13 protein-coding genes, 1 tRNA gene and 1 pseudogene are annotated in these 17,128 nt (G+C 59.2%); 14 read left to right on the top strand and 1 reads right to left on the bottom strand.

Annotated features, from left to right (window positions below):
* The 10 genes from AC07UR_RS33805 to rpoC all read left to right on the top strand — a co-directional run.
* On the top strand, positions 1-76 hold a 76-nt coding region (locus AC07UR_RS33805; protein ID WP_130520932.1), incomplete at its 5' end, for an EF-Tu C-terminal domain-related protein.
* 435 nt (positions 77-511) lie between these two features.
* Positions 512-587: transfer RNA gene (locus tag AC07UR_RS33800), tRNA-Trp, on the top strand.
* 195 nt (positions 588-782) lie between these two features.
* Positions 783-983 carry a preprotein translocase subunit SecE gene (secE, locus tag AC07UR_RS33795; protein WP_025426653.1) on the top strand — a complete coding sequence of 67 codons (201 nt, stop codon included), beginning with the start codon at positions 783-785 and terminating at the stop codon, positions 981-983.
* Positions 984-999: 16 nt separating this feature from the next.
* Entirely contained in the window at positions 1,000-1,530 is a 531-nt protein-coding gene (gene nusG, locus AC07UR_RS33790) for a transcription termination/antitermination protein NusG (protein ID WP_077498435.1), read from the top strand.
* A 208-nt stretch (positions 1,531-1,738) separates the two neighbouring features.
* The gene (gene rplK / locus AC07UR_RS33785) at positions 1,739-2,167 is read left to right on the top strand and encodes a 50S ribosomal protein L11 (protein WP_053247107.1); all 429 of its coding nucleotides are present in this window, start codon (positions 1,739-1,741) and stop codon (positions 2,165-2,167) included.
* 4 nt (positions 2,168-2,171) lie between these two features.
* Complete coding sequence (rplA, locus tag AC07UR_RS33780; RefSeq protein WP_173419734.1) at positions 2,172-2,870, top strand: 50S ribosomal protein L1; 699 nt, start codon at positions 2,172-2,174, stop codon at positions 2,868-2,870.
* A gap of 332 nt (positions 2,871-3,202) precedes the next feature.
* Complete coding sequence (gene rplJ, locus AC07UR_RS33775; protein WP_025426657.1) at positions 3,203-3,721, top strand: 50S ribosomal protein L10; 519 nt, start codon at positions 3,203-3,205, stop codon at positions 3,719-3,721.
* A gap of 58 nt (positions 3,722-3,779) precedes the next feature.
* Positions 3,780-4,157, top strand: coding sequence for a 50S ribosomal protein L7/L12 (gene rplL, locus AC07UR_RS33770; protein WP_025426658.1), 378 nt, complete (start codon positions 3,780-3,782; stop codon positions 4,155-4,157).
* Between the two features lie 266 nt (positions 4,158-4,423).
* Positions 4,424-8,563 (top strand): DNA-directed RNA polymerase subunit beta, encoded by a 4,140-nt coding sequence (gene rpoB / locus AC07UR_RS33765; protein WP_173419735.1) that lies wholly within the window; start codon positions 4,424-4,426, stop codon positions 8,561-8,563.
* Between the two features lie 184 nt (positions 8,564-8,747).
* Positions 8,748-12,953 carry a DNA-directed RNA polymerase subunit beta' gene (gene rpoC / locus AC07UR_RS33760; protein ID WP_209793392.1) on the top strand — a complete coding sequence of 1,402 codons (4,206 nt, stop codon included), beginning with the start codon at positions 8,748-8,750 and terminating at the stop codon, positions 12,951-12,953.
* Between the two features lie 118 nt (positions 12,954-13,071).
* Here rpoC and AC07UR_RS33755 read toward each other — a convergent pair whose 3' ends face one another.
* Positions 13,072-13,368 (bottom strand): hypothetical protein, encoded by a 297-nt coding sequence (locus AC07UR_RS33755; RefSeq protein WP_025426661.1) that lies wholly within the window; start codon positions 13,366-13,368, stop codon positions 13,072-13,074.
* A 561-nt stretch (positions 13,369-13,929) separates the two neighbouring features.
* On the opposite strand from AC07UR_RS33755, the gene rpsL reads away from it, so the two are divergent.
* The 4 genes and pseudogenes from rpsL to AC07UR_RS33735 all read left to right on the top strand — a co-directional run.
* On the top strand, positions 13,930-14,301 hold the full coding sequence (gene rpsL, locus AC07UR_RS33750; RefSeq protein ID WP_494700487.1) for a 30S ribosomal protein S12: 372 nt from the start codon (positions 13,930-13,932) through the stop codon (positions 14,299-14,301).
* A gap of 79 nt (positions 14,302-14,380) precedes the next feature.
* Positions 14,381-14,851, top strand: coding sequence for a 30S ribosomal protein S7 (gene rpsG, locus AC07UR_RS33745; RefSeq protein ID WP_025426662.1), 471 nt, complete (start codon positions 14,381-14,383; stop codon positions 14,849-14,851).
* Between the two features lie 29 nt (positions 14,852-14,880).
* The gene (gene fusA, locus AC07UR_RS33740; RefSeq protein WP_173419737.1) at positions 14,881-16,980 is read left to right on the top strand and encodes an elongation factor G; all 2,100 of its coding nucleotides are present in this window, start codon (positions 14,881-14,883) and stop codon (positions 16,978-16,980) included.
* Between the two features lie 71 nt (positions 16,981-17,051).
* Positions 17,052-17,128, top strand: a pseudogene (locus AC07UR_RS33735) (GTP-binding protein); the annotation flags it as partial.

Here is a 17,128-nt window from a genome sequence, read left to right as displayed (position 1 = left end):
AGAAAAGCTGCGCTTCGCTATCCGCGAAGGCGGCCGCACCGTCGGCGCCGGCATCGTCGCTTCGATCGTCGAGTAATATCCGGATTATTTCGGTTCAGAAGGCCCCGCTGGAAACGGCGGGGCTTTCTTCGTTTTGAACAAAGCGCTTGGGCGAGCCGCCGGGCAGGGCGCCGCCGTATCCTTGCGGAAATTCCTTGCGAGGGGGGCGCGTAAGGAGGCATCTGGCTGCGCGGTGCAGCACCACGCTCGTGCGACGTTTTCACCGCCAGTGCGTCCGACGGTCCTGTCAATGCGCCGTAATGCGGCCGTCGGGCCGGCGCGAATGCCGCTTCAATGGCGCGCAACGGAGGGTGTGGCGCGGGGTGAAAAGGCACATCACGCGCTGTTGCGGTTTTTGCCACAAGAATTTGAATCTTTTCCGTCAAAGACGCTTGTCATCGCCCGATAAACTGAATAATAAGCCGCTGACTTGATGCACTGACCGGTTCGAGAATGACCGGCTGGAGCGACTAGGGGTATAGCTCAGTTGGTAGAGCGGCGGTCTCCAAAACCGCAGGTCGTCGGTTCAAGCCCGGCTGCCCCTGCCATTGCCTTCGCCATTGCAAACGGCTCAAAGTCGGGTAGGGCGGAAGGAGGTCGGATAGGCCGACCATCGAAATTCACAGAAAAGACCGAATACCTCTTGTGATTTGTGGAATCGGTCTTTATGTAGGGTCCAAACAGACACGCGGTGCGTGGGGCTGAATCATCGGCTTTACGCGCCGTAATGGCGTGAGCATTACATGGCATCCAAAACGAATCCGTTTACGTTTCTGCAGCAGGTTCGCTCAGAGGCGTCGAAAGTAACTTGGCCATCCAGGCGCGAGACGATGATCTCGACGCTGATGGTATTTGTGATGGTCTTTTTTGCCGCTGCCTTCTTCTTTGCTGCGGACCAGTTGATGGGTTGGCTGATTGGCCTAGTCCTCAACGCTGGCGCTTGATTGGGTGGAGGGTAGTATGGCTGCACGCTGGTATATTGTTCACGCCTATTCGAATTTCGAAAAGAAGGTGGCTGAATCGATCGAGGAGAAGGCCAAGCAAAAGGGTCTTTCGCACCTCTTCGAAAAGATCCTCGTTCCGACCGAAAAGGTTGTCGAGGTTCGCCGCGGTCGTAAGGTTGATGCCGAGCGCAAGTTTTTCCCGGGTTACGTCCTGGTGCGCGCCAACCTGACGGATGAGGCTTATCACCTCATCAAGAATACGCCGAAGGTCACCGGCTTCCTCGGGACCGACAGCAAGCCTGTTCCGATTCCGGATCACGAAGCCGACCGTATCCTTGGCCAGGTCCAGGATGGTGTCGAGCGTCCGAAGCCGTCTGTCTCGTTCGAGATCGGCGAGCAGGTTCGTGTCTCGGATGGTCCGTTCGCCTCGTTCAACGGCATCGTTCAGGATGTCGACGAGGAGCGGTCGCGCCTGAAGGTCGAGGTTTCGATTTTCGGTCGTGCGACCCCTGTCGAGCTGGAATACGGCCAGGTCGAGAAGGTCTGAGAAGATCAAGAGAGATTGGGCAAGTCGTTTAGGCCTGCCCTGGCGGAGAAATCCGCATGCGCGTGGAAGGATGTCGGCCTTAGCCAGGTCGAAGGGTCCGTACCACGCAACCGCAGCCGCCGATCCCTGATCGGCAGAATGCCGGGAAACCGGCGTAACAGTTCCTCGTTTCGATCCGTCGGGATGAGGCAATGAGAGGCAGAGAGAAATGGCTAAGAAAGTTGCAGGCCAGCTCAAGCTGCAGGTGAAGGCAGGGTCGGCCAATCCGTCCCCGCCGATCGGTCCTGCACTCGGTCAGCGTGGCATTAACATCATGGAATTCTGCAAGGCGTTCAATGCCGCCACGCAGGAAATGGAAAAGGGTATGCCGATCCCGGTCGTCATCACCTATTACCAGGACAAGTCGTTCACCTTCGTCATGAAGCAGCCGCCGGTCAGCTACTTCCTGAAGAAGGAATCGAAGATCACGTCCGGTTCGAAGACCCCAGGTAAGGCCAAGGCTGGTTCGATCACCAAGGCTCAGATCCGCACGATCGCAGAGGCCAAGATGAAGGACCTCAACGCGGCCGATATCGAAGGCGCAATGGCAATGGTCGAGGGCTCTGCCCGCTCCATGGGCCTGGAAGTGGCGGGCTAAGACCATGGCGAAGATTGCAAAGCGTGTACAGAAGTCCCGCGAGGGCATCGACCCGACGAAGATCTACGGCCTCACTGAAGCCGTTTCGCTGGTCAAGGAACGTGCAACTGCCAAGTTCGACGAGACTGTTGAAGTCGCGATGAACCTCGGCGTTGACCCGCGCCACGCCGACCAGATGGTCCGCGGCGTCGTCAACCTGCCGAACGGCACGGGCCGCACGGTTCGCGTTGCCGTGTTCGCACGTGGCGTCAAGGCTGACGAAGCCAAGGCTGCCGGTGCAGACATCGTTGGCGCCGAAGAGCTCGTTGAAATCGTCCAGAGCGGCAAGATCGACTTCGATCGTTGCATCGCTACCCCGGACATGATGCCGCTCGTCGGCCGCCTCGGTAAGGTTCTCGGCCCGCGCGGCATGATGCCGAACCCGAAGGTCGGAACGGTCTCGATGGACGTTGCCGGTGCCGTCAAGGCATCCAAGGGCGGTGCTGTCGAGTTCCGCGTCGAGAAGGCTGGTATCATCCACGCCGGTATCGGCAAGGCATCGTTCGACGCCAAGGCTCTGGAAGAAAACATCCGCGCCTTCGCTGACGCGGTCGTCAAGGCCAAGCCGGCTGGCGCCAAGGGCAACTACGTCAAGCGCGTAGCGATTTCGTCGACGATGGGCCCGGGCCTGAAGATCGACCCGGCAACGCTCAGCGTCGCCTAAAGAATTTCGGGCTTCGGCCCGAGCATGAATTTCCGGCCCTCCGGGGCCGGAAATCCGGATTTCGATCCGGAACTCCTGTCCGAGATTGCGGGTGGTTATACCTTAATCACTTCGGCCTGCATGAGACGGGTAAGATCTGAATTTCGCAATGACGCCGGAGGCGTCGAAATTCGGTTCGAGCCTCGCTTGCCTTGTGTCAGACCCGGCTTTCCGGGAACGCCAAGGGACAGGATCCTCAAGCGTTGCTCGGGATCTTCGTAAGATGATCCCTGGTGACAAAGGCAAACCCGGCGGGGCTGCATCATTGCAACCCTGCCTACTGGAGACAGACAGTGGAAAGAGCGGAAAAACGCGAATTCGTCACGGAGCTGAACGAAGTCTTCAAGGCTTCCGGTTCGGTTGTCGTGGCCCACTATGCTGGTGTCACAGTTGCGCAGATGAACGACTTCCGTTCGAAGATGCGCGCTGCTGGCGGCACCGTCAAAGTCGCGAAAAACCGCCTGGCCAAGATCGCTCTTCAGGGCACCGAGTCGGAAGGGATGACAAATCTCTTCAAGGGTCAGACGCTGATCGCATTCAGCCAAGACCCGATCACGGCTCCTAAGGTCGTCATGGATTTCGCCAAGACCAACGACAAGCTCGTTGTCCTCGGTGGCTCCATGGGAACAACCACGCTCACCGCCGAAGCAGTCAAGTCGCTCGCGACCCTGCCTTCGCTGGACGAGCTGCGCGCAAAGCTGCTGGGCCTTCTCAATGCCCCGGCAACCCGCGTTGCTACGGTTGTTGCAGCACCGGCAAGCCAGCTTGCCCGCGTGTTCGCCGCCTATGCCAAGAAGGACGAAGCCGCCTAAGGCGGATTTTCGCTGTTGTATTTAAAACCAGTTCGAACCGAACAAAAGGAAAAGTAAAATGGCTGATCTCGCAAAGATCGTTGAAGACCTGTCCTCGCTGACCGTCCTGGAAGCTGCTGAGCTTTCCAAGCTGCTCGAAGAGAAGTGGGGCGTTTCTGCAGCTGCTCCGGTAGCTGTTGCTGCTGCTGGCGGCGCTGGCGCTGCTGCACCGGTTGAAGAAGAAAAGACCGAATTTGACGTTATCCTCGTTGACGCTGGCGCCAACAAGATCAACGTCATCAAGGAAGTCCGCGCCATCACCGGTCTCGGCCTCAAGGAAGCCAAGGACCTGGTCGAAGGCGCTCCGAAGCCGGTCAAGGAAGCAGTTTCCAAGGCTGAAGCTGCTGACCTCAAGAAGAAGCTCGAAGACGCTGGCGCCAAGGTTGACGTCAAGTAATTCGGCATTTTGCAAGGGGAGGTGGCCATTTCGGCCGCCTCTCTTTGACCGTTTTTAGAACATATTACCCAAAAGCCTGTCGCAAAACGGCTTTTGGGTAATGGGTTCTTCAAGAGGATGGTCTCGAACGGAAATCGGCACAGCAATCCGCGCTGGGTGTTTTCCGCAAGTTAGACGAGATTGAACTACTCATTGATTGACGGGGTCGACTGGCCATCGGTTCCCGTCCGTTGCAGGCCCGGATGCAAGATTGACAAGGAGCGACGATGGCTCAGACCCTTTCGTTTAACGGTCGCAGGCGCGTACGCAAGTTTTTTGGTAAAATTCCAGAAGTCGCGGAGATGCCGAACCTCATCGAGGTTCAGAAGGCATCCTACGACCAGTTTCTTATGGTTGAAGAGCCCAAGGGCGGACGCCCTGATGAGGGCCTTCAGGCCGTTTTCAAATCGGTTTTCCCGATCAAGGATTTCTCCGGCGCTTCAATGCTCGAGTTCGTTTCCTACGAATTCGAACAGCCGAAGTTTGACGTCGAAGAATGCCGTCAGCGCGATCTGACCTACGCAGCGCCGCTGAAGGTGACGCTGCGTCTGATCGTGTTCGATATTGACGAGGATACCGGCGCGAAGTCGATCAAGGACATCAAGGAACAGAACGTCTACATGGGCGACATGCCGCTCATGACCGACAACGGTACCTTCATCGTCAATGGCACCGAGCGCGTCATCGTTTCGCAGATGCACCGCTCCCCGGGCGTGTTCTTCGACCACGACAAGGGCAAGAGCCATTCTTCCGGCAAGCTGCTCTTCGCGGCTCGCGTGATCCCGTATCGCGGTTCCTGGCTGGACATCGAGTTCGACGCGAAGGACATCGTCCACGCCCGTATCGACCGTCGCCGCAAGATCCCCGTGTCTTCGCTGTTGATGGCGCTTGGCATGGACGGCGAGGAAATCCTCGACACCTTCTACACGAAGTCGCTCTACCAGCGCGACGGCGCAGGCTGGCGCGTGCCGTTCCAGCCGGATGCGCTGAAGGGCCAGAAGGCGATCACCGAGATGGTCGACGCCGACACCGGCGAAGTGGTCGTCGAAGCCGGCAAGAAGCTGACGCCGCGCCTGCTGCGCCAGTTGCAGGACAAGGGCCTGAAGGCTCTCAAGGCGACCGATGACGACCTCTATGGCAACTACCTTGCCGAAGACATCGTCAACTTCGCGACCGGTGAAATCTACCTCGAAGCAGGCGACGAGATCGACGAGAAGACGCTTCCCGTCATCCTGTCGGCAGGCTTCGACGAAATCCCGGTTCTCGACATCGACCACATCAATGTGGGCGCCTACATCCGCAACACGCTGACCGTAGACAAGAACGAGAACCGTCAGGACGCTCTGTTCGATATCTACCGCGTGATGCGTCCGGGCGAACCGCCGACCATGGATTCCGCGGAAGCCATGTTCAACACGCTGTTCTTCGATGCTGAGCGTTACGATCTCTCGGCCGTTGGCCGCGTGAAGATGAACATGCGCCTCGACCTCGAAGTCGCTGACACGGTTCGTATCCTGCGCAAGGAAGACATCCTGGCTGTCGTCAAGATGCTGGTCGAACTGCGTGACGGCAAGGGCGAAATCGACGACATCGACAACCTCGGCAACCGCCGTGTTCGTTCGGTCGGCGAACTGATGGAAAACCAGTACCGCCTTGGTCTGCTCCGCATGGAGCGCGCGATCAAGGAACGCATGTCGTCGATCGAAATCGACACCGTCATGCCGCAGGACCTGATCAACGCCAAGCCGGCTGCAGCAGCCGTCCGCGAATTCTTCGGCTCGTCGCAGCTGTCGCAGTTCATGGACCAGGTGAACCCGCTTTCGGAAATCACCCACAAGCGCCGTCTTTCGGCACTTGGCCCGGGCGGTCTGACCCGCGAGCGCGCAGGCTTCGAAGTCCGCGACGTTCACCCGACCCACTACGGCCGTATCTGCCCGATTGAAACGCCGGAAGGCCCGAACATCGGTCTGATCAACTCGCTCGCAACCTTTGCTCGCGTCAACAAGTACGGCTTCATCGAAAGCCCGTACCGCAAGATCGTTGACGGCAAGGTGACGAACGACGTCGTCTATCTCTCGGCGATGGAAGAAGCCAAGTATCACGTCGCCCAGGCAAACTCGGTTCTCGAGAGCGATGGTTCGTTCTCGGAAGAATTCGTCGTTTGCCGCCATTCCGGCGAAGTTATGCTGGCACCGCGTGACAACATCAACCTGATGGACGTTTCGCCGAAGCAGCTCGTTTCGGTCGCAGCCGCGCTCATCCCGTTCCTCGAGAACGACGACGCCAACCGCGCACTCATGGGCTCGAACATGCAGCGTCAGGCCGTGCCTCTGCTGCGCGCCGAAGCTCCGTTCGTCGGTACCGGCATGGAACCGGTCGTTGCCCGTGACTCCGGCGCTGCCATTGCAGCCCGTCGTGGCGGTGTCGTTGACCAGGTCGATGCCACGCGTATCGTTATCCGCGCCACCGAGGACCTCGATCCGTCGAAGTCGGGCGTCGATATCTATCGTCTGCAGAAGTTCCAGCGTTCGAACCAGAACACCTGCGTCAACCAGCGCCCGCTGGTCACCGTCGGTGACATCCTGAACAAGGGCGACATCATCGCTGACGGTCCGTCGACCGATCTCGGCGATCTGGCGCTCGGCCGCAACGCGCTCGTCGCGTTCATGCCTTGGAACGGCTACAACTACGAAGACTCGATCCTGCTCTCCGAGCGTATCGTGCGCGACGACGTGTTCACCTCCATCCACATCGAAGAATTCGAAGTGATGGCGCGCGACACGAAGCTCGGCCCGGAAGAAATTACCCGCGACATTCCGAACGTTTCGGAAGAAGCTCTGCGTAATCTCGACGAAGCCGGCATCGTCTACATCGGTGCGGAAGTTCAGCCGGGCGACATCCTTGTCGGCAAGATCACGCCGAAGGGCGAAAGCCCGATGACGCCGGAAGAAAAGCTTCTGCGCGCCATCTTCGGTGAAAAGGCTTCCGACGTCCGCGACACGTCCATGCGCATGCCCCCGGGCACGTTCGGCACCGTCGTCGAAGTTCGCGTCTTCAATCGCCATGGCGTTGAGAAGGACGAGCGCGCGATGGCTATCGAGCGCGAGGAAATCGAGCGCCTGGCAAAGGACCGCGACGACGAACAGGCGATCCTCGATCGTAACGTCTACGCACGTCTCGTCGACATGCTGCGCGGTCACACCGCGGTTGCAGGTCCGAAGGGCTTCAAGAAGGGCACTGAGCTGTCCAACCTCGTCGTCAGCGAATATCCCCGCTCGCAGTGGTGGATGTTTGCCATCGAAGACGAAAAGGCTCAGGGCGAGATCGAAGCGCTTCGCGCCCAGTACGACGAATCCAAGTCGCGCCTTGAACAGCGTTTCATGGACAAGGTCGAAAAGGTCCAGCGCGGCGACGAAATGCCTCCTGGTGTCATGAAGATGGTCAAGGTCTTCGTCGCTGTTAAGCGCAAGATCCAGCCGGGCGACAAGATGGCCGGCCGTCACGGCAACAAGGGTGTCGTGTCGCGTATCGTGCCGATCGAAGACATGCCGTTCCTGGAAGATGGTACGCACGTCGACGTCGTTCTGAACCCGCTCGGCGTGCCTTCGCGCATGAACGTCGGCCAGATCCTCGAAACCCATCTTGGCTGGGCTTGCGCCGGCATGGGCAAGAAGATCGGTGCGATGCTCGATGCCTATAAGGCAGGTGCCGATATCCAGCCGCTGCGCGATACCATCGACAGCGTCATCGGGTCGGGCCCGAAGGGTGAGCCGATCAAGCAGTACGACGACGCGTCGATCGTACGGCTTGCCGAGCAGACCCGTCGTGGCGTTTCGATCGCAACGCCGGTCTTCGACGGTGCTGTCGAAGCCGACGTCAACGAGATGCTGGAGCAGGCGGGCCTCAAGGTCAGCGGCCAGTCGACGCTGTATGATGGCCGTACCGGCGATCAGTTCGACCGTCAGGTGACGGTTGGCTACATCTACATGCTGAAGCTGAACCACCTTGTCGACGACAAGATCCACGCCCGTTCGATCGGTCCTTACTCGCTCGTTACCCAGCAGCCGCTGGGCGGCAAGGCGCAGTTCGGCGGTCAGCGCTTCGGGGAAATGGAAGTCTGGGCGCTCGAAGCCTACGGCGCCGCCTACACCCTGCAGGAAATGCTGACGGTGAAGTCGGACGACGTGGCCGGCCGTACGAAGGTCTACGAAGCAATCGTCCGTGGCGACGATACCTTCGAAGCGGGTATTCCTGAGAGCTTCAACGTTCTCGTCAAGGAAATGCGCTCGCTTGGCCTCTCGGTCGAACTCGAGAACACCAAGGTCGACGAACTCGGCGCAGGTCAGCTGCCCGACGCAGCCGAATAAGAAACATCAAGGTGCGTGCCGCGTCGCGGCACGCACCGCTTCCTCCGCAAGGCTTCATTGGCAAGCGAGAGGAACGGGGCCGCATCAGATGCGGTTTTAGCTGTTTATGGGGCAGGGGCCGGCGCCCGGGATTTGTCGGCACCCTCGCCAAGCTCAGGGCGTTAAGCCCGTAAAGGAGACAGGCATGAACCAAGAGGTCATGAATCTTTTCAATCCGCAGGTGCCTGCACAGACTTTCGATTCCATCCGGATTTCGATCGCCTCGCCGGAGAAGATTCTTTCCTGGTCTTACGGTGAGATCAAGAAGCCGGAGACGATCAACTACCGCACGTTCAAGCCGGAACGCGATGGTCTCTTCTGCGCTCGTATCTTCGGTCCGATCAAGGATTACGAATGCCTGTGCGGCAAGTACAAGCGCATGAAGTACAAGGGCATCATCTGCGAAAAGTGCGGCGTTGAAGTAACGCTGTCGCGCGTTCGCCGTGAGCGCATGGGCCACATCGAGCTCGCCGCTCCCGTTGCCCACATCTGGTTCCTGAAGTCGCTGCCGAGCCGTATTTCGACGCTGCTCGACATGACGCTGAAGGATGTTGAGCGCGTTCTGTACTTCGAAAACTACATCGTCACCGAGCCTGGTCTGACGTCGCTGAAGGAAAACCAGCTCCTCAGCGAAGAAGACTACATGCTCGCTGTCGACGAGTTCGGCGAAGATCAGTTCACCGCGATGATCGGTGCTGAAGCGATCTATGAGATGCTCGCTTCGATGAATCTCGAAAAGATCGCTGGCGATCTGCGTTCGGACCTGGCCGAGACCACCTCGGATCTGAAGCAGAAAAAGCTGATGAAGCGCCTGAAGATCGTCGAGAACTTCATGGATTCCGGCAACCGTCCGGAATGGATGATCATGAAGGTCGTCCCGGTGATCCCGCCGGACCTGCGTCCGCTCGTGCCGCTCGACGGTGGCCGTTTCGCGACGTCGGATCTGAACGATCTCTATCGCCGCGTGATCAACCGCAACAATCGTCTGAAGCGCCTGATCGAGCTTCGCGCACCGGGCATCATCATCCGCAACGAAAAGCGCATGCTGCAGGAATCCGTGGACGCGCTGTTCGACAACGGTCGCCGCGGTCGTGTCATCACGGGTGCCAACAAGCGTCCGCTGAAGTCGCTGTCCGACATGCTCAAGGGCAAGCAGGGCCGCTTCCGTCAGAACCTGCTCGGCAAGCGCGTCGACTACTCCGGCCGCTCGGTTATCGTGACCGGTCCGGAACTGAAGCTGCACCAGTGCGGTCTTCCGAAGAAGATGGCACTCGAGCTGTTCAAGCCGTTCATCTATGCTCGCCTCGACGCCAAGGGTTACTCCTCGACCGTCAAGCAGGCCAAGAAGCTCGTCGAAAAGGAAAAGCCGGAAGTCTGGGATATCCTCGACGAGGTCATCCGCGAACATCCGGTCCTCTTGAACCGCGCACCGACGCTGCACCGCCTGGGCATCCAGGCCTTCGAACCGACCCTGGTCGAAGGCAAGGCGATCCAGCTGCACCCGCTCGTCTGCACGGCCTTCAACGCCGACTTCGACGGTGACCAGATGGCGGTTCACGTGCCGCTGTCGCTCGAAGCGCAGCTTGAAGCCCGCGTTCTGATGATGTCGACGAACAACATCCTGCACCCGGCCAACGGTGCTCCGATCATCGTTCCGTCGCAGGACATGGTTCTCGGTCTCTACTATCTGTCGATCCTGAACCAGAACGAGCCGGGCGAAGGCATGGCGTTCTCCGACATGGGCGAGCTGCATCACGCGCTCGAAACCAAGTCCGTGACGCTGCACGCCAAGATCCGCGGCCGCTTCAAGACCGTCGACGCCGAGGGCAACCCGGTTTCGAAGATCTACGAAACGACACCTGGCCGCATGATCATCGGCGAACTGTTGCCGCGCAACGTCAACGTGCCGTTCGAGACCTGCAACCAGGAAATGACCAAGAAGAACATCTCCAAGATGATCGACACGGTCTACCGTCACTGCGGTCAGAAAGACACGGTCATCTTCTGCGACCGCATCATGCAGCTCGGCTTTGCCCATGCCTGCCGCGCCGGCATTTCGTTCGGCAAGGACGACATGGTCATTCCGGACACCAAGGTGAAGATCGTCGGCGACACTGAAGCGCTCGTGAAGGAATACGAGCAGCAGTACAATGACGGCCTCATCACGCAGGGCGAAAAGTACAACAAGGTTGTCGACGCCTGGGGTAAGGCGACCGAAAAGGTCGCCGACGAAATGATGGCCCGCATTAAGGCCGTGGAGTTCGACGACAACGGCCGTCAGAAGCCGATGAACTCGATCTACATGATGTCGCACTCCGGCGCCCGTGGTTCTCCGAACCAGATGCGTCAGCTGGGCGGCATGCGCGGCCTGATGGCCAAGCCGTCGGGCGAAATCATCGAGACGCCGATCATCTCGAACTTCAAGGAAGGCCTCACCGTTAACGAGTACTTCAACTCGACCCACGGTGCTCGTAAGGGTCTGGCCGACACCGCCTTGAAGACCGCGAACTCGGGCTACCTGACCCGTCGTCTCGTCGACGTGGCGCAGGATTGCATCGTCAACTCAGTCGATTGCGGCACCCAGAACGGCCTCACCATGACGGCAATCGTCGATGCCGGTCAGGTTGTGGCTTCGATTGGCGCTCGTATTCTCGGCCGTACGGCTCTGGATGACATCGATCACCCGGTCACGGGCGTTCGGATCGTCGATGCAGGCCGGATGATCCTTGAACCTGATGTCATCGAGATCGAAAAGGCTGGTATCCAGTCGATCCGCATCCGTTCGGCGCTGACTTGCGAAATCCAGACCGGCGTCTGCGGCGTCTGCTACGGCCGCGACCTGGCACGTGGTACGCCTGTCAACATGGGCGAAGCGGTTGGCGTTATCGCCGCACAGTCGATCGGTGAACCGGGCACCCAGCTCACCATGCGTACCTTCCACTTGGGCGGTACGGCGACCGTGGTCGACCAGTCGTTCCTGGAAGCGTCCTACGAAGGCACGGTTCAGATCAAGAACCGCAACATGCTGCGCAACTCTGACGGCATTCTTGTCGCCATGGGTCGTAACATGGCCGTGCAGATCCTCGACGAACGTGGTGTCGAGCGCTCCTCGCAGCGTGTCGCCTATGGTTCGAAGATCTTCGTCGACGATGGTGACAAGGTGAAGCGCGGTCAGCGCCTTGCCGAATGGGACCCCTACACCCGTCCGATGATGACGGAAGTGGAAGGTATCGTTCACTTCGAAGACGTCGTCGATGGCATCTCGGTGCTCGAAGCGACCGACGAGTCCACCGGCATCACCAAGCGTCAGGTTATCGATTGGCGTTCGACGCCGCGCGGTATCGACCTGAAGCCGGCGATCGTCATCAAGGACAAGAACGGCGCCGTTCTGAAGCTGTCGCGCGGTGGTGACGCCCGCTTCATGCTTTCGGTCGACGCCATTCTTTCGGTCGAGCCTGGTACGAAGGTCTCCCAGGGTGACGTGCTTGCGCGTTCGCCGCTGGAAAGCGCCAAGACCAAGGACATCACCGGCGGTCTGCCGCGCGTTGCCGAACTGTTCGAAGCTCGTCGTCCGAAGGACCACGCCATCATCGCTGAGATCGATGGTACGATCCGCTTCGGTCGCGACTACAAGAACAAGCGTCGCGTGCTGATCGAACCTGCTGAAGACGGTGTCGAGCCGGTCGAGTACCTGATCCCGAAGGGCAAGCCCTTCCATCTTCAGGATGGCGACTACATCGAGAAGGGCGACTACATCCTCGACGGCAACCCGGCGCCGCACGACATCCTGGCGATCAAGGGCGTGGAAGCGCTCGCTTCCTACCTGGTCAACGAAATCCAGGAAGTTTACCGACTGCAGGGCGTTGTGATCAACGACAAGCACATCGAAGTCATTGTTCGTCAGATGCTGCAGAAGGTGGAAATCACCGATGCCGGCGACTCGACCTACATCGTCGGTGACAATGTCGATCGCATCGAGCTCGAAGACGTCAACGACGGTCTGATCGAACAGGGCAAGAAGCCGGCATACGGCGATCCGGTCCTGCTCGGCATCACCAAGGCCTCGCTGCAGACACCGTCGTTCATCTCGGCGGCGTCATTCCAGGAAACCACCAAGGTCCTGACCGAAGCGGCAATCGCCGGCAAGGTCGACGGCCTGCAGGGTCTGAAGGAAAACGTCATCGTCGGTCGTCTGATCCCGGCCGGTACCGGCGGAACGATGACCCAGATCCGTCGCATTGCGACGGCGCGCGACGAGATGATCCTCGAAGAGCGTCGCAAGGGCACGGGGGCAGACGTTGCGACCCCGATGCTTGCCGATCTCGCGAAGGAAAACGCTGCGGCCGAGTAATCGGAGGAGGGCGGTTCCCGCCCTCTTTCCCCAGATTAAAAAAAGCCGCCCGGAGTGATCCGGGCGGCTTCTTCATTATGGGAGGCTGAAAAAGGGCGACGCGTCGGCGTCGGCGGCTTCAGCTGAAACGGATGATCGCAACTTCGCCTTCAAGCGCGCCCTGGTAGGCCGAGGCATGCGGCTCCTCGTTCGGTACGTCGGTCAGTGTGCCGATCTGATCGAGGTCGGCCTCCAGGAAACCTTCTTCGGCAAGCGCGTTCAGCGCCTCGCGTACGGCCGTATCGTCGTCGGGTGCGCGCAACATCACGTGAATGTCGACGCCTTCGTCGTCTCCGTCGGTCTCATAGGCCTTGCCGATGATGATGAAGACCATCGGCTCGTCCGGTGCATTGTCGTTGTCAGGCGTGACGCTCATAGAATATCCTTTCGAGTGCGTGGCTGACTTTAGCGCCCTTTTCAGTGCAGTGCGAAAGAAATAGATCGGAGGCCACAGGCTTTGGTGGGGGATAGAATCGTTCTGGTGGAAAACCGTCATAAACTGGTTGCCGATTCCTTAACCCTGTTGGAAGCTGCTTGCGTTCAAGTGCAATCCGGGTCGCCATACCCCGCCGGGACACGCGCCAAAGCCTTGTTTTCCGGGCATGTCAGGCTTGCGAACCGGAGTTTATTTGTTAATTGCCCTTGACTGTCGGCCTTGAAATCAGTACACCCCGCCGCATCGGAGCCCATGTGAGGCTGGCTGGTTCGGAACGTCGCGTTCTGGAGTTCGCCTCAAACAAGGTTCAAAACGCACGCTGACTACAAAAAATGCTGCACGCATGACGCGCGAAATTGTGTGTCCTCTGCTTTTTGTAGGGCCATCCGCGATAAAGCGGATCGGTCCTCGTTTGCGCATTTTACAGGCGTTCGTATCGCCGGCGACGGCAACGATCCGCCCGCAAGGGTAACGAGACAAGATTTTGCAAGGGATGGTTACATGCCTACCGTAAACCAGCTGATCCGCAAGCCGCGTCAGGCACAGGTAAAGCGCAACAAGGTTCCTGCTCTGCAGGAAAACCCGCAGAAGCGCGGCGTTTGCACGCGCGTCTACACGACGACCCCGAAGAAGCCGAACGCGGCTCTGCGTAAGGTTGCCAAGATCCGCCTGACCAACGGCTTCGAAGTCATCGGCTATATCCCGGGTGAAGGTCACAACCTTCAGGAACACTCGGTTGTCATGATCCGCGGCGGCCGCGTAAAGGACCTTCCGGGTGTCCGTTACCACATCATCCGTGGCGTTCTCGATACGCAGGGTGTCAAGAACCGCAAGCAGCGCCGCTCCAAGTATGGTGCGAAGCGTCCGAAGTAATTTCGGGTTTCACGAATTCGGCGCTGCGCGAGGTTCTCCGCGTGTTAAGGCGCCAGTCAACAGTTGAGAGACAAAACGTATGTCACGTCGTCACAGTGCAGAAAAGCGCGAGATCAATCCGGACCCGAAGTTCGGCGATCTGGTTGTCACCAAGTTCATGAATGCCATCATGCTTCATGGCAAGAAGTCGGTTGCTGAAAGCATCGTTTACGGTGCGTTCGATGCCGTTCAGGGTAAGCTGAAGCAGGAGCCGATTGCCGTGTTCCATTCGGCGCTCGACAACATTGCTCCGCACGTCGAAGTCCGTTCGCGTCGCGTTGGTGGTGCAACCTACCAGGTTCCCGTCGACGTTCGTCCGGAACGCCGTCAGGCGCTCGCCATCCGCTGGCTGATTGCTGCTGCCCGCAAGCGCAACGAAACGACCATGGTTGATCGCCTCTGCGGCGAACTCATGGACGCTGCGAACAACCGTGGCAGCGCCGTCAAGAAGCGCGAAGACACGCACAAGATGGCCGACGCCAACCGTGCATTCTCGCACTACCGCTGGTAATCGACGACCAATTTCGAAAGGGAGTCCCTATGGCTCGCGAATACAAAATCGAAGACTACCGCAACTTCGGTATCATGGCGCACATCGACGCCGGCAAGACGACGACGACCGAACGTATTCTCTACTACACCGGTAAGTCCCATAAGATCGGCGAAGTCCATGACGGCGCCGCTACCATGGACTGGATGGAGCAGGAGCAGGAACGCGGCATCACCATCACGTCTGCTGCGACCACGACCTTCTGGAAGGGCCGTGACGGCAAGACGCGCCGCTTCAACATCATCGACACCCCCGGCCACGTCGACTTCACCATCGAAGTCGAGCGTTCGCTGCGTGTTCTCGACGGCGCCATCGCGCTGCTCGACGCCAACGCCGGTGTTGAGCCGCAGACGGAAACCGTCTGGCGTCAGGCTGAGAAGTACAATGTCCCGCGGATGATCTTCTGCAACAAGATGGACAAGACCGGCGCTGACTTCTACCGCTCCGTCTCGATGATCAAGTCGCGCCTCGGTGCGATCCCGGTCGTCATGCAGCTGCCGATCGGCGCTGAGACCGAGTTCAAGGGCGTCATCGACCTGATCGAGATGAACGCACTGATCTGGCGCGACGAATCGCTCGGCGCCCAGTGGGACGTCGTCGAGATCCCGGACGATATGAAGGCAGAAGCGCAGAAGTACCGCGAACTGCTGATCGAGACCGTTGTCGAGATCGACGAAGCAGCGACCGAAGCGTACCTGGAAGGCAATCTGCCTGACAACGACCAGATCCGCGCGCTCGTTCGCCGTGGCACCATCGACGTGAAGTTCCACCCGATGTTCTGCGGTACCGCGTTCAAGAACAAGGGCGTTCAGCCGCTTCTCGACGCCGTCGTCGACTACCTGCCGTCGCCGCTGGACATCCCGGCGATCAAGGGCATCGACGTCAAGACCGAAGCCGAGACCGAGCGCCATGCTGACGACAGCGAGCCGCTCTCGATGCTCGCCTTCAAGATCATGAACGACCCCTTCGTCGGTTCGCTCACCTTCGCCCGCATCTACTCCGGCAAGCTCGAAAAGGGCACGTCGGTCATGAACACGGTCAAGGAAAAGCGCGAGCGCGTTGGCCGTATGCTGCAGATGCATTCCAACAGCCGTGAAGACATCGAAGAAGCCTTTGCAGGCGACATCGTTGCTCTGGCTGGCCTCAAGGAAACCACCACTGGCGATACGCTCTGCGACCCGCTGAAGCCGGTTATCCTCGAGCGCATGGAATTCCCGGAGCCGGTCATCCAGATCGCTATCGAGCCGAAGACCAAGGGCGACCAGGAGAAGATGGGCCTCGCGCTCAACCGCCTGGCTGCAGAAGACCCGTCGTTCCGCGTCAAGACGGACGAAGAGTCCGGCCAGACGATCATCGCAGGTATGGGTGAACTTCACCTCGACATCCTGGTTGACCGTATGCGCCGCGAATTCAAGGTCGAAGCAACCGTCGGCGCGCCGCAGGTTGCCTACCGCGAAACCATCACGCGTCAGCACGAAGAAGACTACACGCACAAGAAGCAGTCCGGTGGTACCGGCCAGTTCGCGCGCGTCAAGATCGTCTTCGAACCGAACCCGGATGGCGAAGACTTCAAGTTCGAGTCCAAGATCGTCGGTGGTGCTGTTCCGAAGGAATACATCCCGGGCGTTCAGAAGGGCATCGAAAGCGTTCTGTCTTCGGGTCCGCTCGCAGGCTTCCCGATGCTCGGCGTCAAGGCGACGCTCATCGACGGCGCGTTCCACGACGTCGACTCGTCGGTTCTGGCGTTCGAAATCGCTTCGCGTGCCTGCTTCCGTGAAGCAGCCAAGAAGGCCGGCGCTCAGCTCCTCGAGCCGATGATGAAGGTCGAAGTCGTAACGCCGGAAGACTACGTCGGTGACGTTATCGGCGACTTGAACTCGCGTCGTGGCCAGATCCAGGGCCAGGAAGCACGCGGCGTTGCTGTCGTGATCAACGCAAACGTCCCGCTCGCGAACATGTTCAAGTACGTGGACAACCTGCGCTCGATGTCTCAGGGCCGCGCCCAGTACACGATGACCTTCGATCACTACTCGCCGGTCCCGTCGAACGTCGCACAGGAAATCCAGGCAAAGTATTCCGGTCAGAAGTGACCGGAATACCCTTTCGCTGAAATAGATAGATAAGATTTCCCCGACAGGGGACAGGAAACGGAGAGCCGAAAATGGCAAAGAGCAAATTTGAGCGCAACAAGCCGCACGTTAACATTGGCACGATTGGCCACGTTGACCATGGCAAGAC

The sequence above is a fragment of the Ensifer sp. GW821-FHT05G01 genome, from assembly GCF_059419585.1.
Note: the sequence above shows the minus strand (reverse complement) of the source record. Positions and strands in the feature narration are given on the sequence as shown.